The 21,968-nt window shown below is 53.0% G+C and carries 18 protein-coding genes; 14 read left to right on the forward strand and 4 right to left on the reverse strand.

Annotated elements, in window-relative coordinates; genetic code table 11:
• Positions 1-22: 22 nt before the first annotated feature.
• Positions 23-781 (reverse strand): M48 family metallopeptidase, encoded by a 759-nt coding sequence (locus CWS43_RS02820; RefSeq protein WP_101075332.1) that lies wholly within the window; start codon positions 779-781, stop codon positions 23-25.
• Between the two features lie 217 nt (positions 782-998).
• Complete coding sequence (locus CWS43_RS02825) at positions 999-1,751, reverse strand: M48 family metallopeptidase (protein ID WP_101075333.1); 753 nt, start codon at positions 1,749-1,751, stop codon at positions 999-1,001.
• Between the two features lie 248 nt (positions 1,752-1,999).
• Between CWS43_RS02825 and tkt the strand changes: the two genes are divergently transcribed.
• The 10 genes from tkt to CWS43_RS02875 all read left to right on the forward strand — a co-directional run bounded on the left by tkt (position 2,000) and on the right by CWS43_RS02875 (position 16,378).
• Entirely contained in the window at positions 2,000-3,994 is a 1,995-nt protein-coding gene (gene tkt / locus CWS43_RS02830) for a transketolase (protein ID WP_101075334.1), read from the forward strand.
• A gap of 495 nt (positions 3,995-4,489) precedes the next feature.
• Positions 4,490-5,506, forward strand: a complete 1,017-nt coding sequence (gene epd, locus CWS43_RS02835) for an erythrose-4-phosphate dehydrogenase (RefSeq protein ID WP_101075335.1) — start codon at positions 4,490-4,492, stop codon at positions 5,504-5,506.
• 72 nt (positions 5,507-5,578) lie between these two features.
• Positions 5,579-6,742, forward strand: coding sequence for a phosphoglycerate kinase (pgk, locus tag CWS43_RS02840; protein ID WP_101075336.1), 1,164 nt, complete (start codon positions 5,579-5,581; stop codon positions 6,740-6,742).
• Positions 6,743-6,872: 130 nt separating this feature from the next.
• The gene (gene fbaA, locus CWS43_RS02845) at positions 6,873-7,952 is read left to right on the forward strand and encodes a class II fructose-bisphosphate aldolase (RefSeq protein WP_056773197.1); all 1,080 of its coding nucleotides are present in this window, start codon (positions 6,873-6,875) and stop codon (positions 7,950-7,952) included.
• A 134-nt stretch (positions 7,953-8,086) separates the two neighbouring features.
• Positions 8,087-9,169 carry a LacI family DNA-binding transcriptional regulator gene (locus CWS43_RS02850; protein ID WP_101075337.1) on the forward strand — a complete coding sequence of 361 codons (1,083 nt, stop codon included), beginning with the start codon at positions 8,087-8,089 and terminating at the stop codon, positions 9,167-9,169.
• A gap of 135 nt (positions 9,170-9,304) precedes the next feature.
• Complete coding sequence (locus CWS43_RS02855) at positions 9,305-12,403, forward strand: beta-galactosidase (protein WP_101075338.1); 3,099 nt, start codon at positions 9,305-9,307, stop codon at positions 12,401-12,403.
• A 60-nt stretch (positions 12,404-12,463) separates the two neighbouring features.
• On the forward strand, positions 12,464-13,732 hold the full coding sequence (locus CWS43_RS02860) for an MFS transporter (RefSeq protein WP_101075339.1): 1,269 nt from the start codon (positions 12,464-12,466) through the stop codon (positions 13,730-13,732).
• Positions 13,733-13,866: 134 nt separating this feature from the next.
• Positions 13,867-14,748: a small-conductance mechanosensitive channel MscS gene (mscS, locus tag CWS43_RS02865; protein ID WP_101075340.1), complete on the forward strand. Its 882-nt coding sequence runs from the start codon at positions 13,867-13,869 to the stop codon at positions 14,746-14,748.
• 170 nt (positions 14,749-14,918) lie between these two features.
• A complete protein-coding gene (argO, locus tag CWS43_RS02870; protein WP_101075341.1) occupies positions 14,919-15,536 on the forward strand; it encodes an arginine exporter ArgO in 618 nt (205 codons plus the stop codon).
• A gap of 122 nt (positions 15,537-15,658) precedes the next feature.
• On the forward strand, positions 15,659-16,378 hold the full coding sequence (locus CWS43_RS02875; protein ID WP_198555758.1) for an oxidative stress defense protein: 720 nt from the start codon (positions 15,659-15,661) through the stop codon (positions 16,376-16,378).
• A gap of 64 nt (positions 16,379-16,442) precedes the next feature.
• Here CWS43_RS02875 and CWS43_RS02880 read toward each other — a convergent pair whose 3' ends face one another.
• On the reverse strand, positions 16,443-17,273 hold the full coding sequence (locus CWS43_RS02880) for an SDR family oxidoreductase (RefSeq protein WP_101075343.1): 831 nt from the start codon (positions 17,271-17,273) through the stop codon (positions 16,443-16,445).
• A 111-nt stretch (positions 17,274-17,384) separates the two neighbouring features.
• Here CWS43_RS02880 and CWS43_RS02885 point away from each other — a divergent pair, with 111 nt between their 5' ends.
• Entirely contained in the window at positions 17,385-18,278 is an 894-nt protein-coding gene (locus CWS43_RS02885) for a LysR family transcriptional regulator (protein ID WP_101075344.1), read from the forward strand.
• 39 nt (positions 18,279-18,317) lie between these two features.
• Here CWS43_RS02885 and CWS43_RS02890 read toward each other — a convergent pair whose 3' ends face one another.
• Positions 18,318-19,220 (reverse strand): LysR family transcriptional regulator ArgP, encoded by a 903-nt coding sequence (locus tag CWS43_RS02890; protein ID WP_101075345.1) that lies wholly within the window; start codon positions 19,218-19,220, stop codon positions 18,318-18,320.
• A 215-nt stretch (positions 19,221-19,435) separates the two neighbouring features.
• Between CWS43_RS02890 and rpiA the strand changes: the two genes are divergently transcribed.
• The 3 genes from rpiA (at position 19,436) to CWS43_RS27140 (ending at position 21,885) form a co-directional block, all read left to right on the forward strand.
• On the forward strand, positions 19,436-20,098 hold the full coding sequence (gene rpiA, locus CWS43_RS02895; RefSeq protein ID WP_101075346.1) for a ribose-5-phosphate isomerase RpiA: 663 nt from the start codon (positions 19,436-19,438) through the stop codon (positions 20,096-20,098).
• A 350-nt stretch (positions 20,099-20,448) separates the two neighbouring features.
• On the forward strand, positions 20,449-21,687 hold the full coding sequence (serA, locus tag CWS43_RS02900; protein WP_101075347.1) for a phosphoglycerate dehydrogenase: 1,239 nt from the start codon (positions 20,449-20,451) through the stop codon (positions 21,685-21,687).
• Positions 21,688-21,696: 9 nt separating this feature from the next.
• Positions 21,697-21,885, forward strand: coding sequence for a hypothetical protein (locus tag CWS43_RS27140; protein WP_157825344.1), 189 nt, complete (start codon positions 21,697-21,699; stop codon positions 21,883-21,885).
• Positions 21,886-21,968 lie beyond the last annotated feature (83 nt).

The following is a 21,968-nucleotide window of genomic DNA, read 5'->3' on the forward strand; positions in this document are numbered from 1 at the left end:
AATAACGAATTTATTCTCGTGATTATTTATCTTCGGCGATACGTTTTTTAATATTATCTGCGCGCTCCTGAGAAGGCGGGTGAGAGCTGAATAAGCTCTTCTCACTGCCCCCGCTCATTTTTGCCAGTTTCTCAAAGGCAGTAACCAGCCCTTTGGTCGGCAGGCCGCGTTTTTTCAGCAAGGCGTAGGAATAATTATCTGCGTCAGATTCCTGTTTCTGAGAGAACTGCGCGTTAATCAGGTCTTCACCCAGATCGGCCAGCTGTGTGCTGGAAAGCTGTCCGGCAATGCCACCGGCTGCGCCCGCTGCATTGTGTGCGGCGGAAGTGCTGTATGCCACCTGCATGGCTTTTTTGCTGTGACCCAGTGCGACGTGACCTATTTCGTGGCCCAGCACGCCTTCGACTTCATCGTCGGTCATCATGTCCATCAGGCCGCTGTACACGCGGATACAGCCGTTTGCCATCGCCCAGGCGTTGACGTCGCTGGTGAGATAGACTTTGTAGTTAGCCGGTCTGCCATTGATGTCGTTGCCGAGGTTTTTGGCAATTTTATTCAGGCGTTTTGAGTATTTGCTTTTTGATGAAGCAATTTTAGATTCGGCATCCAGCGCTTTACAGGAACCTTCCGTCATATTGATGACATCCTGATCGGTCAGCGTGGCCGCTTTGTAAGCATCTGAGCCGGATTTCATTAAGGCATCGGTACTGAGCGCGCCGTTCTGGCAACCACTTAATAATACGGTGATGCCTAACGCAATTGCAGTTATGCGAAAATTCATAATCCATCTTCCTTTGATAGTTAAATTAAATAAAAACGCAGGAAGAATAACGAAACGTTTTTACTTAGCGAGGAAAAGTCTTCATGAAAGGTTATTTTCAGATTTTGTGCGATATTTATTTCCGAATAATGGATTTTTAATAAAATTAGGAAGCTTCACTTATACCGATAATAAAAAGATGCACCCTTTAGCGGGCGCATCTGTATGTATGAAGGAATTAATTACCGGCAGCTATGCGATCGCGGATATGCTTGGCTCGCGCTTCGGACGACGGGTGATCGTCAAACCAGCCAATGCTGCTTCCCTGATCCAGTTTTGCCAGTTTTTCAAAACTGGTCGCCAGCCCGGTCGGATCTATCCCGCGTTTCTTCAGCAGATCGAAAGAGTAATCGTCGGCTTCGGATTCCTGTTTCTGCGAGAACTGCGCGTTAACGTATTTCTCACCGAGATCGGCCAGCTGTGATTGCGAAAGCGTGGTGCTGACGCCGCCCAGTGACGCCACCGCCGTCCGCGCCGCCGTGGCGCTGTAGGCAACCTGCATCGCTTTGCGGGTGTGTCCCAGCGCGACGTGGCCCATTTCGTGGCCGAGTACGCCTTCAACTTCGTTGTCGTTCATCATATCCATCAGGCCGCTGTACACGCGGATGCAGCCGTTCGCCATCGCCCAGGCGTTGACGTCTTTCGTCACGTACACCTTGTAGTTGGCTGGCGTGCCGTTGATGTTGTCCCCCAGCGCCGCCGAGATTTTTTTCAGACGTTGCGCGTATTCGCTGCTTTCTGGTGCTATTTGCGCTTTTTTATCCATTTCTTCGCAGGACTGAACACTCAGGGTTTTTACATCGGCGTCGCTCAGTGTATAAGCCTGATAAGCCTGCGCGCCGGACTGCATCAGGGTATCGGTATTAATCGTTGAACAACCGCTGACCAGCGTGGCCGCGCAAAGACTCAGTAAAACGGGGTGGAATTTCATTAGTTTGGGTTCCCGGATATCGTTAACAATAGAATCAGTGCGGCCTTAAAAAGGCTCTGATTGTAATGATAGCGTTAAGATAGGTTTTTGGGATTGTCCGATCTATAGTGTAAGTCCGAAAAAACACACTGATTTAAAAGCGAATTCTGTGAACTTAATCACGAGAGTGATTAAGGATTGCCGTTTTAATGCCGAGTCTGAGAAAATGACTTCCTTGACAGCTTTTTTAATCCGACCTGGAGTAGAACATGTCCTCTCGTAAAGAGCTTGCGAACGCTATCCGCGCACTTAGTATGGACGCCGTGCAGAAAGCGAATTCCGGCCACCCTGGCGCCCCTATGGGCATGGCAGACATTGCCGAAGTATTGTGGCGTGATTACCTGAACCACAACCCGTCAAACCCGAACTGGGCTGACCGTGACCGCTTCGTGCTGTCCAATGGCCATGGTTCCATGCTGATTTACAGCCTGCTGCACCTCACTGGCTATGATCTGCCAATCAGCGAACTGGCGAACTTCCGTCAGTTGCATTCCAAGACGCCGGGTCACCCGGAATACGGTTATACCCCTGGCGTAGAAACCACTACTGGCCCGTTGGGGCAGGGCATCGCGAACGCAGTAGGTATGGCGATTGCTGAACGTACACTGGGTGCGCAGTTCAACAAACCAGGTCACGACATCGTCAATCACCAGACTTACGCTTTCCTGGGTGACGGCTGCATGATGGAAGGCATTTCTCACGAAGTGTGTTCTCTGGCCGGCACCATGAAACTCGGCAAGCTGACTGCGTTTTATGATGACAACGGTATCTCCATCGACGGCCACGTAGAAGGCTGGTTCACCGATGATACCGCTGCCCGTTTCGAAGCTTACGGCTGGCACGTTGTGCGTCACGTTGATGGCCACAATCCAGATTCCATTAAAGCGGCTATCGAAGAAGCGCACAAAGTCACCGACAAACCTTCCCTGCTGATGTGCAAAACCGTGATCGGTTTCGGTTCTCCGAACAAAGCCGGTACTCACGATGTGCACGGCGCAGCGCTGGGCGCAGCCGAAGTGGCCGCCACCCGCGAAGCACTGGGCTGGAAATATGCTGCGTTTGAAATTCCGCAAGATATCTACGCACAGTGGGACGCTAAAGAAGCAGGCAAAGCGAAAGAATCCGCATGGGATGAGAAATTCGCCGCTTACGCTAAAGCACACCCTGAACTGGCAAAAGAGTTCAAACGTCGTATCAACGGTGAACTGCCTGCTAACTGGGAAACCGACGCACAGAAATTTATCGAAGAGTTGCAGGCAAAACCTGCCAACATCGCCAGCCGTAAAGCGTCTCAGAACGCGCTGGAAGCTTTCGGTAAAGTGTTGCCAGAATTCCTGGGCGGCTCAGCTGACCTCGCGCCAAGCAACCTGACCATGTGGTCCGGTTCTAAGTCTATCGGCGACGATCAGGCGGGCAACTACATCCATTACGGTGTGCGCGAATTCGGTATGACCGCGATCACCAACGGTATCGCGCTGCACGGTGGTTTCCTGCCGTACTCCGCAACCTTCCTGATGTTTGTTGAATACGCGCGTAACGCCGTGCGTATGGCAGCACTGATGAAGATCCGTAACGTGTTCGTTTACACCCATGACTCCATCGGTCTGGGCGAAGACGGCCCGACGCACCAGCCGGTTGAGCAAATCGCCAGCCTGCGCGTGACGCCAAACATGAGCACATGGCGTCCGGCTGACCAGGTCGAATCTGCGGTGGCATGGAAATACGCCATCGAACGTAACGACGGCCCGGTTACCCTGATCTTCTCCCGTCAGAACCTGACCCAGCAACCGCGTACCGCTGAGCAACTGGCTAACGTGGCACGTGGTGGTTATGTCCTGAAAGATTGCGACGGCACGCCAGAAGTGATTCTGATCGCGACCGGTTCTGAAGTGGGCATCACTGTTGAAGCCGCGGACAAACTGGCCGCTGCGGGCACCAAAGTGCGCGTGGTTTCCATGCCTTCTACGGACGCCTTCGACAAACAGGACGCGGCTTACCGTGAATCTGTCTTGCCGAAAGCCGTTTCTGCACGCGTGGCGGTTGAAGCGGGTATCGCTGACTACTGGTTCAAATACGTTGGCCTGAACGGCGCTATTGTGGGCATGCACAGCTTCGGCGAATCTGCTCCGGCAGACCTGCTGTTCAAAGAGTTCGGCTTCACGGTTGATAACGTTGTGGCTCAGGCTCAGGCGTTACTGAAGTAATCTGATTCTGATATCATCTGAAAAGCACCTTCGGGTGCTTTTTTTTCGCCCTGAATTCGGGCTTTGCTCTGACTTTCGCGTGAAATGACACAGGTCAAACCCTTTTGAAGTGCTCTCCGCTACACTCCTGCATTCCGAAACTGTTTCATTTCGTCAGTTTTTGCGAAAAATGACTGTCGAAAAAGTGATGGAAAAGTAAAATCACTGTGAATACACGGAATTGGCTGGTGTTTTTTTCAGCGATCAGCGAGATTAACGCGTCGAAATTCCGGGAATTATTCCTTTTGTTCATAGTTTGGTTTATTCTCAGCTGAACCGTTTCAGTCAGGCTATTTGAGCTTAACATCGTCACCAGGTTGTTAACGTGCCGCAAACTGAAATTTTTCTACTGCACTGAACGTGCGGGCAGATGACGATGGTGATTCACCGTAAACGCACGCTGCATTACTATAGGTGTTACTGATATTAAGTAACAACCGTGTAACAGGGAGATGTATGCCAATACGTATTGCAATTAATGGCTTTGGTCGCATTGGCCGTAGCGTATTGCGCGCGTTATACGAATCCGGGCGTCGGGCGGAAATTTCCGTCATTGCCATCAATGAAATCGCCAGCCCTGAAGGCATGGCCCATCTGCTCAAATACGACTCCAGCCACGGGCGCTTTGCCTGGGATGTCCGCCAGGAAGGTGAAAACCTTTACGTTGGCGATGACTCCATCCGTTTACTCCATCAGCCTGATGCCAGCCAGTTGCCCTGGGGCGAACTGAGCATTGACGTGGTGCTCGACTGCACTGGCGTTTACGGCAGCCGCGAAGACGGTGAAACGCAGCTTGCGGCGGGAGCTAAAAAGATTCTGTTTGCGCATCCGGGCGGTCATGATTTAGACGCCACAGTGGTTTACGGTGTGAACCACGAGCTGCTCGAACGCCAGCACCGCATTGTGTCCAATGCGTCCTGCACCACCAACTGTATTATCCCTGTGATTAAGCTGCTCGACGATGCCTTTGGCATTGAGTCCGGCACGGTAACGACCATCCATTCTTCAATGAATGACCAGCCGGTTATCGACGCCTATCATGCGGATTTACGCCGCACGCGCGCCGCCAGCCAGTCCATTATTCCGGTCGATACCAAACTTGCCGCAGGGATCACGCGCATCATGCCGAAGTTCTGCGATCGCTTTGAAGCGATCTCCGTGCGGGTGCCAACCATCAATGTCACAGCCATTGATCTGAGCGTGTTTGTCGAGGGTTCTGTGACGGTAGACGAGGTGAACCAGCTGCTGCAAAAGGCCGCAACAGGTGCTTTTCGTGGTATAGTTGACTATACCGAACTACCATTAGTCTCGACAGATTTTAACCATGATCCCCACAGCGCCATCGTCGATGGAACGCAGACGCGGGTAAGTGGACAGCACCTGATAAAAACACTGGTCTGGTGCGATAACGAGTGGGGTTTTGCCAACCGAATGTTGGATACAACATTGGCAATGTCCGCGAGCGGTTTCTAGTACGGCTGTTCCGGCCTTCTGGCCGAAATTGCCTTCAAGCAACTTTAAAGAGAATCAACGAGAGGATTCACCATGTCTGTTATTAAGATGAGCGATCTGGATTTAGCGGGTAAACGCGTACTGATCCGTGCCGATCTGAACGTGCCAGTTAAAGATGGCAAAGTAACTTCAGATGCACGTATCCGCGCTTCTTTGCCAACCATCGAAATTGCCCTGAAACAAGGCGCACGCGTGATGGTTACCTCGCATCTGGGTCGTCCGACTGAAGGCGAATATAACGAAGAGTTTTCTCTGCTGCCAGTTGTTAACTACCTGAAAGACAAGCTGTCTTCTCCTGTGCGTCTGGCTAAAGACTATCTGGATGGCGTTGAAGTTGCCGAAGGCGAGCTGGTTGTTCTGGAAAACGTTCGCTTCAACAAAGGCGAAAAGAAAGACGACGAAGCCCTGTCCAAAAAATATGCTGCCCTGTGTGACATCTATGTGATGGACGCATTCGGTACTGCGCACCGCGCGCAAGCTTCTACCCACGGCGTAGGCAAATTTGCTCCTATCGCGTGTGCCGGTCCGCTGCTGTCAGCAGAACTGGAAGCACTGGGTAAAGCACTGGGTAACCCGGCTCGTCCGATGGTTGCTATCGTGGGTGGTTCTAAAGTTTCTACCAAACTGACCGTTCTGGATTCCCTGTCCAAAATCGCTGACCAGCTGATCGTTGGCGGTGGTATTGCGAACACCTTCGTTGCAGCACAAGGCAACAACGTCGGTAAATCTCTGTACGAAGCAGACCTGGTGGGTACCGCAAGCAAACTGCTGGAAACCTGCGACATTCCTGTCCCAACTGACGTTCGCGTTGCTACCGAGTTCTCTGAAACTGCGGTTGCTACCGTGAAGTCTGTTAAAGACATCAAAGATGACGAACAAATTCTCGACATGGGCGATGAGTCTGCAAACCGTCTGGCTGAGATCATTAAAAACGCTAAAACCATTCTGTGGAATGGTCCTGTAGGCGTGTTCGAGTTCCCTAACTTCCGTAAAGGGACCGAAATTGTGGCGCAGGCTATTGCTGACAGCGAAGCATTCTCTATCGCAGGCGGCGGCGACACTCTGGCAGCTATCGATCTGTTCGGTATTGCTGACAAAATTTCCTATATCTCCACTGGCGGTGGCGCATTCCTGGAATTCGTTGAAGGGAAAGCATTGCCAGCGGTTGTGATGCTGGAAGAGCGTGCTAAGAAGTAATGAACCCTGAATGAGCAGCACTAAGGCTGCTCGTTCTTCTTTGCCGCGCGGGGGGCTGCACAGTGGAACTCGCGCGACATAGCAAACCGATTCAATCCATCTACGGCCGACGAATACAGGACAAAGAACTATGTCTAAAATTTTTGATTTCGTAAAACCAGGCGTTATCACTGGTGATGATGTACAGAAAGTTTTCGCTATCGCTAAAGAAAACAAATTTGCACTGCCAGCGGTTAACTGCGTAGGCACCGACTCAATCAACGCCGTTCTCGAAGCTGCTGCGAAAGTCCGTTCACCGGTTATCGTTCAGTTCTCTAACGGTGGCGCTGCGTTCATCGCAGGTAAAGGCCTGAAAACTGACGTGCCACAAGGCGCGGCAATCCTGGGTGCAATCTCTGGCGCACACCACGTACATCAGATGGCAGAACATTACGGCGTGCCAGTTATCCTGCACACCGACCACTGCGCGAAAAAACTGCTGCCATGGATCGACGGTCTGCTGGACGCGGGTGAAGCTCACTTCGCGAAAACCGGTAAACCACTGTTCTCTTCTCACATGATCGACCTGTCTGAAGAATCTCTGGAAGAAAACATCGAAATTTGCAGCAAGTATTTAGCTCGCATGGCAAAACTCGATATGACTCTGGAAATCGAACTGGGTTGTACTGGTGGTGAAGAAGATGGCGTGGACAACAGCCATATGGACGCATCTGCACTGTACACTCAGCCACAAGACGTTGATTACGCATACGAAAAACTGAACGCAATCAGCCCGCGTTTCACTATCGCTGCGTCATTCGGTAACGTACACGGCGTGTACAAACCAGGTAACGTTAAACTGACTCCAACGATTCTGCGCGATTCTCAGGAATACGTTTGCAAGAAACACAACCTGCCACACAACAGCCTGAACTTCGTATTCCACGGCGGTTCCGGTTCTACTGCAGCAGAAATCAAAGAATCTGTAGGCTACGGTGTTATCAAAATGAACATCGATACCGACACCCAATGGGCAAACTGGGACGGTATTCTGCAGTTCTACAAGAAAAACGAAGCTTACCTGCAAGGTCAGTTGGGTAACCCGGAAGGCGCGGACAAACCTAACAAGAAATTCTATGACCCGCGCGTATGGCTGCGTTCTGCACAGTCTTCCATGGTGACTCGCCTGGAACTGGCATTCAAAGAACTGAACGCAATCGACGTACTGTAATTCTTACCCTTCCGGTGCTTGACCACCGGAATGTGAGGATAATCGTCAAAGGGGCTTCGGCCCCTTTTTTATTGCCTGTTTTCCAGACACAATAGCCCGTTACGTATTTCCGGCCGCCCCCCGAAGAGAGAGCCATGAAGCCAAAATCTGTCACCCTTGATGATGTCGCGCGCCATGCAGGCGTGTCTTATCAGACCGTATCACGCGTACTGAATCAGGCGGCGCACGTCTCCGCAAAAACGCGGGATAAAGTCGAGCAGGCCATGGCGGCGCTGAACTACGTGCCGAATCGCGTTGCCCAGCAGCTGGCCGGGAAACAAAGTTATACGCTGGGGCTGGCGACCACCGAACTCGCGCTCCATGCGCCGTCACAAATTGCTTCCGCAATGAAAACCCGCGCTAATCAGTTAGGTTTTAACGTCGTTATTTCGATGATTGATAACCTGAGCCTTCCGGCCTGCCGCACGGCGGTGAATGAGCTGATGTCACAGCGCGTTGATGGCGTGCTGATTAACGTGCCGCTGTCGAACGATGATGCGGGCGCCATTGCGCAGCTGTGTGGTGATTTACCGGTGCTGTTCCTGGATGTCGATCCGCAGGCAGACGTCTTTAAAATTCTGTTCGATCCACATTGCGGGGCAGAGCAGGGCGTTGAACACCTTCTGGCGCTGGGGCATCAGAAAATTGCGGTGCTGACCGGCCCGCTGGAATCTATCTCTGCGCGACTGCGTTACGAAGGCTGGCTGAGTACGCTGGCAAAGCACCAGATTACGCCCTGTGCCGTACAACACGGCGACTGGAGCGCGGCTTCCGGTTACCAGCAGGCATTATTGCTGCTCAATCAGCCGGTGCGGCCTACGGCGATCCTGATTGCCAATGATCAGATGGCGCTCGGTGTGCTGCGTGCGGTGCATGAATTCGGCCTTCGCGTACCGGAGCAGATTTCGGTGATCGGCTATGACGATACCGAAGACAGCGCGTTTTTCTTCCCGCCGCTGACCACTATCAAGCAGGATTTCCGCCTGCTCGGGCATGAAAGCGTCAACCGGCTGGTTGATCATCTGCATAATCATGGCGATAGGCAGCAATCGTCGCTCTTATTGCCGACCTCTCTGGTGGAGCGCCACACAACGTCGAAACCCGGCGAATCTGCTGTTTCTCAGGAAGCCCTGTCGCAGGAGCTTCTCCGCATCGCCCGCCAGCTCAGCCCGCGCTGATTCACTTTTTTTGCTTCTCCGGCGCGGGATCTGTGATCCGCGTCCCTTTCCCGCACTCCCTTGCTTTACTTAATCGTTCCCGTTGCGCATGTTTATATTATTGTGAGCGCATAACAATTTTGTATGGGGATTATTATGACACTATCAGCGGATGAAAAACTGTCGTCACTGGCCACCGTTCTGGGGCGTCGTGACTGGGAAAAACCATCATCAACGCAATACAACCGTCTTGCGGCGCACCCGCCTTTTAACAGCTGGCGCGAAAGCGAAGAGGCCCGAGGTAATCAGAATTCTGCTAACGTTCGTTGCCTGAACGGGGAGTGGTCTTTCAGCTATTTCAACCGGCCAGAAGCCGTGCCTGAGCAATGGCTGGAACGCGATCTTACTGATGCAGATAAGATTCAGGTGCCGTCAAACTGGCAACTGGCTGGTTATGACGCACCGATTTATACCAACGTTCAGTATCCTATTCCGGTTAATCCACCATTTGTACCGCAAGAAAACCCTACAGGTTGTTACTCGCTCACAGTTGATGTGGATAAAGGCTGGCTGAGCAACGGCCAGACGCGCATTGTGTTCAATGGCGTGAATTCTGCGTTCTATTTATGGTGCAACGGCAAATGGGTCGGTTATTCCCAGGACAGCCGTTTACCGGCGGAATTTGACCTCAGCGACGTACTGCACGCGGGTGAAAACCGGCTCGCGGTGATGGTGCTGCGCTGGAGCGACGGCAGCTATCTGGAAGATCAGGACATGTGGCGTATGAGCGGGATTTTCCGCGACGTCACTTTGCTGCACAAACCGGCGGAGCAGATCACGGATTATCAGGTCCGCACGCATCTGTTCCACGGTTTCACGCAGGCTGAGCTGGAAGTGCAGGTCAGTGCCGCCGTGCCGCAGGAAAGTGCCTCGGATTATCAGGTTCGCGTGCAGCTGTGGCAGGGCGAAAAACAAGTTGCCGAACACCAGCAGCCGCTGGGCAGCGAAATCATTGATGAACGCGGCTGCGCGTTTGATAAAACCACGCTGCGCCTGCCGGTCGGCCAGCCGGATTTGTGGAGCGCCGAACAGCCTGCGCTGTACCGCGCGGTTATTTCCCTGATTTCTCCGCAAGGACAGCTGATTGAGGCCGAAGCCTGCAACGTCGGGTTCCGTCGGGTGGAAATCAGTAACGGCCTGCTGAAAGTTAACGGCCAGCCGGTATTGATCCGCGGGACTAACCGTCACGAGCATCACCCGGAAAACGGCCAGGTAATGGACGAAGCGACCATGCGCCGTGACATCGTGCTAATGAAACAGCACAACTTCAACGCGGTGCGCTGCTCGCATTATCCGAACCATCCGCTGTGGTACACGCTTTGCGACGAATACGGCCTGTACGTAGTCGATGAGGCCAATATCGAAACCCACGGTATGCAGCCGATGAACCGGTTATCGGACGATCCGGTCTGGTTCAATGCTTTCAGCGAACGCGTTACCCGCATGGTTCAGCGCGATCGCAATCATCCGTGCATCATTATCTGGTCATTGGGTAATGAATCCGGCCACGGCGCGAATCATGACGCGATGTACCGCTGGATCAAATCCGTCGATCCGACGCGCCCGGTGCAGTACGAAGGCGGCGGCGCCAACAGCGCGGCGACCGACATTATCTGCCCGATGTATTCCCGCGTGGAGCAGGATCAGCCATTCCCGGCGGTGCCAAAATGGTCCATCAAAAAGTGGATCAGCATGCCGGACGAAACGCGTCCGTTAATCCTCTGCGAATACGCTCACGCAATGGGCAACAGCTTTGGTGGCTTCGACAAATACTGGAAAGCCTTCCGCCAGTTCCCGCGTTTGCAGGGCGGCTTTGTCTGGGACTGGGTCGATCAAAGCCTGCTGAAAACGGGCGAAAACGGTGAACGCCATATGGCATACGGCGGCGACTTTGGCGATACGCCGAATGACCGTCAGTTCTGCATGAACGGTCTGGTATTTGCCGACCGCACGCCGCATCCGTCACTGTTTGAAGCGCAGCGCGCCCAGCAGTTCTTCCAGTTTTCACTGGTCAGCACGTCGCCCCTGACGCTGGAAATTCAAAGCGAATACCTGTTCCGCCGCAGCGACAACGAACAGCTGGTCTGGCGTATCGAACGCGATGGCGAAGTGATTGCGCAGGGCGAAGCGGCGCTGAATATTGCGCCGAACGGAGTGCAGAAACTTGAACTGGGGCCGGTCCCGAAAACAGACGGCGATTTGTGGCTGAACGTTGCCGTTCATCAGCCACAGGCGACGGCGTGGTCGCAGGCAGGTCACCGCAGCGCATGGGATCAGTGGCAGTTACCACAGGCACTGAGCCTGCCGGTTCAGGAAAAAATCTCCGCAGCGGCACCGGTTCTGGACGTGCAGGGGGACAAAATTTCTGTCGTACATGGTGCGCAGCGCTGGCAGTTCTGCCAGCAGAGAGGTCTGCTGGAACAGTGGTTCGATGGCAAAACGCCGCGTCTTCTTTCTCCGCTTCGTGAGCAGTTTGTCCGTGCGCCGGTGGATAACGATATCGGTGTCAGCGAAGTCACACGCATCGATCTAAACGCCTGGGTGGAACGCTGGAAAGCTGCCGGTATGTACCAGCTCGAATCCCAGTTAATCAGCATCAGTGCCGATCATCTGCAGGACGGCGTGGTCATCATCGCTACGCACGCTTACGTGGCAGGGGAGGAAACACGTTTTCTGAGCCGCAAAATTTACCGCATCAATAACGATGGCGAACTGTATATCAGCGCGGATGTTCGCGTGGCCTCAAATGTGCCGTCACCGGGGCGGATCGGCATGACCTGCCAACTGGCAGATACTGCTGAGACCGTCAGTTGGCTGGGCCTGGGGCCGCATGAAAACTATCCGGATCGCCGCCTGGCTGCGCAACATGGCCGCTGGACATTGCCTCTCGGTGATTTGTATACGCCGTACGTTTTCCCGACGGAAAACGGCCTGCGTGGTGAAACCCGTGAGCTGGATTATGCCGGATGGAACCTGCAGGGTAATTTCCACTTTGGCCTGAGCCGTTACAGCCTGCAACAGCTGATGGACACCAGCCACCGCCATTTATTACGTGAAGAAGAGGGGACGTGGCTGAACATCGACGGTTTCCATATGGGCGTTGGCGGTGATGATTCCTGGAGCCCGAGCGTCAGCCCGGATTTCCTGCTGACCTCAACGCACTATCACTACGCTTTCACCTGGAAACGTGCCTGACATCCCGCGCCGCGGCGTTAACCCGCTGCGGCGCAGCTTTCAGTCGTAAGGAAACTGCTTATGTATTACCTGAAAAATACTAACTTTTGGATGTTCGGGCTGTTCTTCTTCTTCTATTTTTTCATCATGGGAGCGTATTTCCCGTTCTTCCCGATCTGGCTGCACGACATCAATCAGATCAGCAAAAGTGACACAGGAATAATATTTGCCAGCATTTCGCTGTTCTCCCTGTTATTCCAGCCGGTCTTCGGCCTGCTGGCCGATAAACTGGGGCTGAAAAAGCATTTGCTCTGGGTGATCACCGGCATGCTGGTTCTCTTCGCGCCGTTCTTTATTTACGTGTTTGGCCCGCTGCTGAAAATTAATATCTATCTCGGTTCGGTGGTCGGTGGGATTTATCTCGGCCTGATTTACAACGCCGGTGCGCCTGCGATTGAAGCGTATATCGAAAAAGTCAGCCGCCGCAGCAGCTTTGAATTTGGCCGTGCGCGGATGTTCGGTTGTGTCGGCTGGGCGCTTTGCGCGTCGGTGGTCGGCATCATGTTCACCATCAATAACGAATTTGTATTCTGGCTCGGCTCCGGCTGTGCGGTCATTCTGGCGATCCTTTTGCTGATCGCCAAACCGGAAGTTACGTCTACCGCGCGCGTAGTGAATGAACTGGGCGCGAACACCAAACCGTTCAGCCTGAAGATTGCCCTTGAGCTGCTCAAAGACCGCAAACTCTGGTTCCTGGCGTTGTACGTGATTGGCGTCTCCTGCACATATGATGTCTTCGACCAGCAGTTCGCCAACTTCTTTACCTCGTTCTTTGATTCATCGTCCGAAGGCACTCGCGTTTTCGGCTATGTCACCACCATGGGCGAGTTGCTGAACGCCTGCATCATGTTCTTCGCACCGCTTATCGTGAACCGCATCGGAGGGAAAAATGCGCTGCTTCTGGCCGGGACGATTATGTCGATCCGCATCATCGGCTCGTCGTTTGCCTCATCGCCGCTGGAAGTCGTGGTGCTCAAAACGTTGCACATGTTTGAGGTTCCGTTCCTGATTGTCGGCTGCTTCAAATACATCACTTCAGTGTTTGAGGTGCGCTTCTCCGCGACGATTTATCTGGTGACGTTCTGCTTCTTCAAACAGGTGGCGATCATGTTTATGTCCGTCTTCGCCGGGAATATGTATGACCGTATCGGTTTCCACGGCACATATCTTATCCTCGGATTGGTGGCGCTGACGTTCACTGTGATCTCTGCCTTCACGCTGAGTGGAAGAGGGCCGCTTCAGGCTTTCAAAACGCCGGAACCGTTGAAAAACAGCCGCGTAAATTCCTAATCTGACAGTCTTTGCCCTCTGGCAATTGGCACTTCATCGCATTGTTAGTTAACCTTAAAGAACACTTGCTGCCCGCTCAGACGGGCAGCTTTGGTTTCTTGCAGCCCGTCAGGGTTTATTTTGGGGTAGATTAAATGGATGATTTGAACGTTGTAGACGGCATCAACAATGCCGGCAACTGGTTGGTGAGAAACCAGGCGTTACTGATTAATTACGCTGTGAATATTGTGGCGGCCATCTTTATTCTGATTGTGGGCATGATCATTGCCCGTGTTGTTTCAGGCGGTGTCAGCCGGGTCTTAAAAGCGCGTGGTATTGATATCACGGTTTCCGACTTTCTTTCCGCCATGGTGCGTTACGCGATTATTGCGTTCACGCTGATCGCGGTTCTGGGGCGGATCGGTGTGCAAACCACCTCGGTGATTGCCGTTATCGGTGCAGCCGGTTTAGCCGTGGGCCTGGCATTGCAAGGCTCGCTGTCGAACTTTGCGGCGGGCGTTCTGCTGGTTATCTTCCGTCCATTCCGCGCCGGCGAGTATGTGGATCTGGGCGGCGTAGCGGGTACCGTGACGCAGGTACAGATTTTCTCCACGACTCTGCGTACGCCGGACAACAAAATTATTGTGGTACCGAACGGTAAGATCATCGCCGGCAACATCATCAATAACTCACGTGAACCGACCAGCCGTATCGATCTCACTATTGGTGTGGGTTATGACTCCGATATTGATTTGGTGAAGAAGATCCTGACTGAGATCATCACCGCCGATGGCCGTGTTCTGAAAGATAAAGATGTCGTGGTGCGCCTGAACGAAATGGCCGCCTCTACCCTGAATTTCATTGTGTACGCGTGGACCAGCAATGGTGATGCCCAGAACGTGAAATGGGATCTTCTGGAATCGTTCAAACGTGCGCTGGATAAGAACAATATCAACATCGCGTATCCGCAAATGGACGTTCATTTGTACCCGGCGGCTCCGGTCGTTGTCGATAAAAACGCACAGACTGCGGAATAACGTCGCAGCTTTTCAAATGGCGCCTGCGGGCGCCTTTTTTATGCCTGAAAATCGGGTGCTCCAGCAATAAGCCAGGCTAATGACCGATTAGAAATATCCATTTCCTCTAATGACAATAAAACCCTTACACTGCGCGCAATCTCTGTTATTGACTCTTTAAGGATATTCACGTGCTGGCTATTTTCCTGCAAGGACTGGCGATGAGCGCCGCAATGATTTTACCCATCGGGCCGCAGAATGCGTTTGTGATGAATCAGGGCATTCGACGCCAGTATCATTTAATGATTGCGTCTCTGTGCGCACTGAGTGATATCGCGCTGATTTGCGGCGGCATATTTGGCGGCAGTGCGCTGCTGAGCCAGTCCCCGACTCTGCTGGCGTTGGTGAGCTGGGGCGGTGTGGCATTTTTGCTGTGGTATGGCTGGGGCGCATTCCGCACGGCGTTCAGCAAAAATCCTGAACTGGCGCAGGCTGAAGTGGCAAAGCAAAGTCGCTGGAAAATAGTTGTCAGCATGCTGGCCGTGACCTGGCTCAATCCGCATGTTTATCTCGATACGTTTGTCGTGCTGGGTAGCCTGGGCGGAAGCCTGAGTCACGATGAACGTTCGTGGTTTGCGCTGGGCGCGGTCAGTGCTTCGGTTTTGTGGTTCTTCGGGTTGGCTATTCTCGCGGCATTGCTCGCGCCCTGGCTGAACACCGGAAAAGTGCAGCGCGTCATCAACTTTATTGTCGGCACCATCATGTGGGGGATCGCCATTCAGCTGGCACGTCAGACCGGCGTATTCTGAGTTTTTGTACGTAAGCAGGTTTTTGTCACTAATCTTAGTTTCAGTTTTAACGGTTTATGCTACGGTTTTGCGGATTGATTGAACTATCTATTGCCAGATCTTTAATGATTAATGGGGGCACTGTGAAACTGAAAGCATTGGCCGTAGCAGCGATGTTGGGATTAGGGACTTTACCTTTGGCGTTGCACGCGGCAGAAGTTCCTGCCGGGCCGCACGTTGTGACATCAGGAAGGGCAAGCGTTGACGCCACACCAGATATCGCGACGCTGGCGATTGAAGTGAGCGTGTCGGCAAAAGACTCCGCGAGCGCTAAAAAACAAGCCGATGATCGTGTGGCGGAATATTTTGGTTTCCTGCAGAAAAACGGAATTGAAAAGAAAGACATCAATGCCGCGAATCTCAGCACGCAGCCGGAGTATAACTACCTGAAAGACGGCAGTTCAGAGCTGAAAGGCTACCGCGCGGTGCGTCAGGTTCAGGTGACGTTGCGTCAGCTGGATAAGCTGAACGATTTGCTGGACGGTGCATTAAAATCCGGCCTGAATGAAATCCGTTCGATTGAGCTGGGCGTGGCAAATCCTGATCGTTTCCGTGACGAAGCGCGTCAGAAAGCGATTGAAAACGCAACGCAGCAGGCGAAATCGCTGGCAGAAGGTTTCCACACCCAACTGGGGCCGGTTTACAGCATTCGTTATCACGTCGCAAACTACCAGCCAATGCCGGTTGCGCGGATGTTCAAAGCCGCCGCCGCACCGATGCAAAATGATGCCGCTGAAACCTACGAACAGCAAAATATTCACTTTGATGATCAGGTGGATGTGGTGTTCGAACTCCAGCGCTAATATCTTTCATACTTCGAGCTGCAGACGTCCATATAAAAACCCGCTTCGGCGGGTTTTCTGGCATTCAGGCATTTTTATCGGCTGAAAATGTCATGTTTTTCTGCGTTTCCAATACCCGAAGCCTTTCTGCTAATGCACGGCTGATTGACGTATAGGCGGTGCTGCCAAGCGCCAGACGCAACGGAGGTTTCTCCGTATCGGCTGCCGTAATCATGGCATCGGCGGTTTTTATCGCATCCCCTTTGATGGCGAAATCCCCGGAGGCAATCGCCCGGCGGACTTCACCTGCCGGCGTATTTTCATAACAGGCCATCGGTTGTGCATGATCCAGACCGGCACCAAACTCTGTGCTGGTCGGGCCCGGTTCAGCAATCAGGAAATCGATGCCAAACGGCGCGACTTCCTGTGCGACCGATTCGATAAAGCCTTCGATTCCCCATTTGGTGGTGTGATAAAGGCTGAAGTTTGGGTAAGCGATTTGTCCTCCTTCGGATGAAACCTGAACAATTCTGCCGCCACCTTGTGCGCGTAGATGAGGTAAAACGGCGCGAATGAGCTGGATTGATCCCACAAGATTGGTGGCTATCTGACGGTCAATTTGTTCGTCGCTGATTTCTTCTCCGGCACCGAATAAACCATAACCGGCATTGCTGACCACAACGTCGATACGTCCCATCAGCGCAAACGCTTCGGCGACGGCTGCTCTGATAGCCGGTGTTTCTGTCACATCTAACATCATGATATGCAAACGATCGCCATGTGCGGCCTGTAAATCGTCCAGGGCACCGGCACGGCGTAATGTCGCGACCACGCGATCGCCGCGATCCAGTAACCGCTCAGTCAGGATCCGGCCCAGACCGGTTGATGTGCCTGTGATAAACCATGTTTTTTCCATGTTTCTGTTCCTTATTTAAAGAGGCTGAATGCCAGACAGTCAGGTTAGGGCAATGCTATTGTTGTGTTAATACCCATTAAATTGCATGAACAGGTGAGGTAAATCGTACCAATGAGTAAACCGACACTGGCTGAACTCAGGGCATTTATGGCCGTTGCAGAGCATCGCAGTTTCCGGCGTGCGGCCGATCTGCTGGGCATTACGCGTTCCTCGCTCAGCCATATTATGCGCGGGCTGGAAGATCGCCTGGGCGCTCGCCTGCTGCATCGCACAACCCGCAGCGTGTCGCTGACCGAAACGGGAGAGCGCCTGCTCAAACGGCTTGATCCGCTGATAAATGGTCTTGATGCCGCGCTTGAAGATGTGGCAGGTGAAGAAGGGAAACTGACCGGAGAGTTGCGCATAAACGGCAGCGAAGGGGCGATCCGGATTTTATTGCGTAATATTGTTCCGGCGTTTCTGGCGCGCTATCCCGATATTGAACTGGATCTGGTGGCTGAAGGGCGGCTGGTCGATATTATCGGACAAGGGTTTGATGCCGGCGTGCGGCTGGGCGAGGCCGTTCCGCAGGATATGATTGCGGTACGCCTGAGTTCGGATTTACGTTTTCTTGCGGTGGCCTCGCCGCACTATCTTGCTGCACATCCCGCGCCGGAAACGCCGGATGATCTCAGCCATCATCGCTGTATACGCCAGAGATTACCCAGCGGAAAACGCTACCGGTGGGAATTCCAAAAACACGGGCAGGAAGTGGCTGTAGATGTTCCGGGGAGCCTGACGCTGGATAACACACAACTGATGACAGAAGCTGCGCTGGACGGGTTGGGGATTGCTTATGTCCCTGAAAATTATGCGCATGAAGCGCTGAAAGCAGGGCGTTTAATTGCGGTGCTGGAAGACTGGAGCCCGCAAATCCCCGGTCTGTTTATCTACTTCTCGGGGAACCGACATATTCCTGCGAGCCTGCGGGCATTTATTGAGATGGTCCGGGAGAAAAGCGGCTGAACGCATTTACGCTTTTCAACCGGACGCTCAGGCGGGGGATCAGTCCTGACGCAATACCTGATGGCCGTGTGCCAGCAGGGCGTCGGTGACTTTACGCATCATGCGGCTTTCCGGCGCAAAGCGGTGCCAGTAGAGCATCCGGCGCTGGAACAGGCCGGGCGTCAGGTCGATAAGTTCGCCGCTTTCCAGTTCTTTCTCGATTTGCAGATGCGGGATCATACAACAGGTCGTGCCCTGACGGGCCAGTTGCACGAAGGCTTCCGACGAGTTAACGATATGGCACGGCACGCTGCCCGGTGACAAATCGAAGTTCTGTTGCAGGAATGCCTGGTGCATATCGTCGAGATGATCAAACGCAACCGCCGGAGCTTTCAGCAGCGCGGAACGGGTGACGCCGTTCGGGAAATACCGATCAGCAAACGGCTTGGAAGCGACAAACAGGTAATCCAGCGCGCCGAGTTGATCCACCAGACAGCTCGGAAGCGGCTGCGGCTGAATACTCACCGCACCGACCACTTCACCGCGGCGCAGACGTTCCTGCGTACGGGTTTCATCTTCAACCTGCAAATTCAGGCGGATAGGTGAATCGACCAGCACGGATTTCAATGCCGGTAACAGCCAGGTTGCCAGACTGTCGGCGTTGACCGCCAGCGAAAGCAGCAGCGGCGTATCATTACTGTCGCTGTTACTGTCACTGCCGAGCCACTCTTCTTCCAGTAATTCCACCTGATGTAACAACGCCAGCAATTTTTGCCCCTGCTCCGTCGGACGCGGTGGCACGGTTCGTACCAGCAGAGGCTGGCCGAACAAATTTTCCAGTTGTTTGATGCGCTGAGAGACCGCCGATTGAGTGATGCAAAGCTTTTGTGCGGCGCGCTCAAAACCACGCTCGCGGATCACCGCGTCCAGTGCCTGCAGCGTCCTGTAATCTGGGCGTTTCATCGGAATTCTGTCCCTTAGATTTAATGTTATCCGGACACTATGCCACAGATTGTCCGGTTTTGTGGTGCGGAAAATCGGGGTGTTTGCAGCACAATTGCACTTAATAAGTGTGATCTGGTCACGCTCTTGTCTGCCCAATCTGCCGGGACATGCTTTATAATCACCGACACTTTTCCGTATTCATGCCACTTACGTTATCAGACAGAGAAGCCATTATGACGCAGGAAGAATTGAAAAAAGCAGTCGGCTGGGCCGCACTGGATTACGTGACCCCGGGGACCATCGTCGGCGTCGGAACCGGATCCACCGCCGCCCATTTCATCGATGCTCTGGGTTCGATCAAAGGCCAGATTGAAGGCGCCGTTTCCAGCTCTGACGCTTCAACGGCAAAACTGAAAAGCCTGGGCATTCACGTTTTCGACAGCAATGAAGTGGACTCGCTGGACGTTTACGTTGACGGTGCAGATGAAATCAACGGCGCCATGCAGATGATCAAAGGCGGTGGCGCGGCGCTGACCCGTGAAAAAATCATTGCAGCGATCGCCAAAAAATTCATCTGTATTGTGGATTCATCAAAGCAGGTGGATGTGCTGGGTAAATTCCCGCTTCCGGTGGAAGTCATCCCTATGGCTCGTTCTTATGTTGCGCGTGAACTGGTGAAGCTCGGCGGCCTGCCGGAATACCGCCAAAATGTGCTGACCGACAACGGCAATATCATTCTCGATGTCCATAATCTGAACATTATGGATGCCATTGCGATGGAAAATAAGATCAACAGCATTGCCGGTGTCGTCACTGTCGGCCTGTTCGCCAACCGTGGCGCTGACGTGGCGCTGGTCGGTACGTCTGAAGGCGTAAAAACCGTCAAACTGAAGTAATCCCGCTATAAGCAGAAGATCTGGCTGCTTTGGTTGAAAGCAGCCAGCTCCTGCCTCGTCATCGCTCTGTCATAACGCAATGTTATGAAGATGATAATTTTCTGGTTGAATCATCTTTTCTTCAAAAGCTTTAATTTGGTGACTTATGTCACATTCTGAGGATAAGCCTCATGAACGTCCGGCTCTGCAAAATCTAGCCAGCATGAAATGCTAAAAACCATCAGGCGCGGTGAGCCTTCTGCTGCCGTGCAGGCAATCGTTTGTATTGATGATGGCGGATTTTTTGTTATGTTGACTGTGAGCAGTCACCTAGCAGTTCGAATTCAGCCAGAAAAATATAGGGTCGGGAAATGGCAAAAGTATCACTTGAGAAAGACAAGATTAAATTTTTGTTAGTGGAAGGCGTCCACCAAAGTGCGGTTGATACACTCCGTGCCGCGGGTTACACCAATATTGAATTTCACAAAGGTGCTTTAGATACGGAATCGCTGAAAGAATCGATCCGTGATGCGCACTTTGTTGGGCTCCGATCGCGTACTCAGCTGACCGAAGAAGTGTTCCAGGCAGCAGAAAAACTGGTGGCTGTAGGGTGTTTCTGTATCGGTACCAATCAGGTTGACCTGAAAGCGGCTACCCGTCGCGGTATTCCGGTCTTTAACGCACCGTTCTCCAATACCCGTTCCGTCGCCGAAATGGTGCTGGGCGAAATGTTGCTGATGATGCGCGGCATCCCTGAGGCCAACGCCAAAGCCCACCGCGGGATCTGGAACAAGCTGGCCGTCGGCTCTTTTGAAGCGCGCGGTAAACGTCTGGGTATTGTCGGCTATGGCCACATCGGTACACAGCTGGGTATTCTGGCGGAAAGCCTGGGGATGCGCGTCTTCTATTACGATATCGAAAGCAAATTGCCGCTGGGTAATGCACAGCCGATTGCGACTCTGGAAGAACTGCTCAGTACCAGCGACGTCGTGACCCTGCACGTTCCTGAAACACCAGGCACCAAAAACATGATTTCCGAAGTACAGCTGGCGCAAATCAAGCCGGGTGCATTGCTGATCAACGCCTCACGCGGCACGGTGATCGACATTCCTGCCCTGTGCAATGCGCTGCGCAGCAAACATCTGTCCGGTGCGGCTATCGACGTCTTCCCGGAAGAACCGGCGACCAACAGCGATCCGTTCAATTCTCCGCTGTGTGAATTCGACAACGTGCTGCTGACGCCACACATCGGCGGTTCTACCATGGAAGCGCAGGAAGGTATTGGCCTGGAAGTGGCAGGTAAACTGGCGAAATACTCTGACAACGGTTCCACGTTGTCCGCGGTTAACTTCCCTGAAGCCTCTCTGCCAGCGCATACCGAGAAAGCCAGCCGCTTGCTGCATATCCACGAAAACCGTCCGGGCGTGCTGACCAGCATCAACCAGATTTTCGCGGAGCAGGGCATCAACATTGCGGCGCAGTATCTGCAAACCAGCCCGGAAGTCGGCTATGTGGTTATCGATGCTGAAACGGATACCGCGACACTGAACACCGCGCTGCAACTGATGAAAGCAATCCCGGGCACCATTCGTGCGCGTTTGCTTTACTGATTAGTTTGTATGATGCAGAACATCAAACCGCCGAAAGGCGGTTTTTTTATGCATTTCCCGCAGACGGGAAGAGCTTGTTTGATGAGTTTTTGCCTGATAGCTCAACGCGCAGAGCCGATGACGGGCGCCATCTCAGGGCACTTCACGAAAGTGTCAGAAGTAAAAGAACAGGCTGACCAGACCACAGAGGATCAGTGAAGACAGGGTGATTTCGAACTGAAAGCGGCGCAGCATCATCCACAGTACCTCAGGATAAAAACTGGAGAAAAAAACACCCGGCG

The sequence above is a fragment of the Rahnella sp. AA genome, assembly GCF_002834385.1.
GTDB lineage: Bacteria > Pseudomonadota > Gammaproteobacteria > Enterobacterales > Enterobacteriaceae > Rahnella.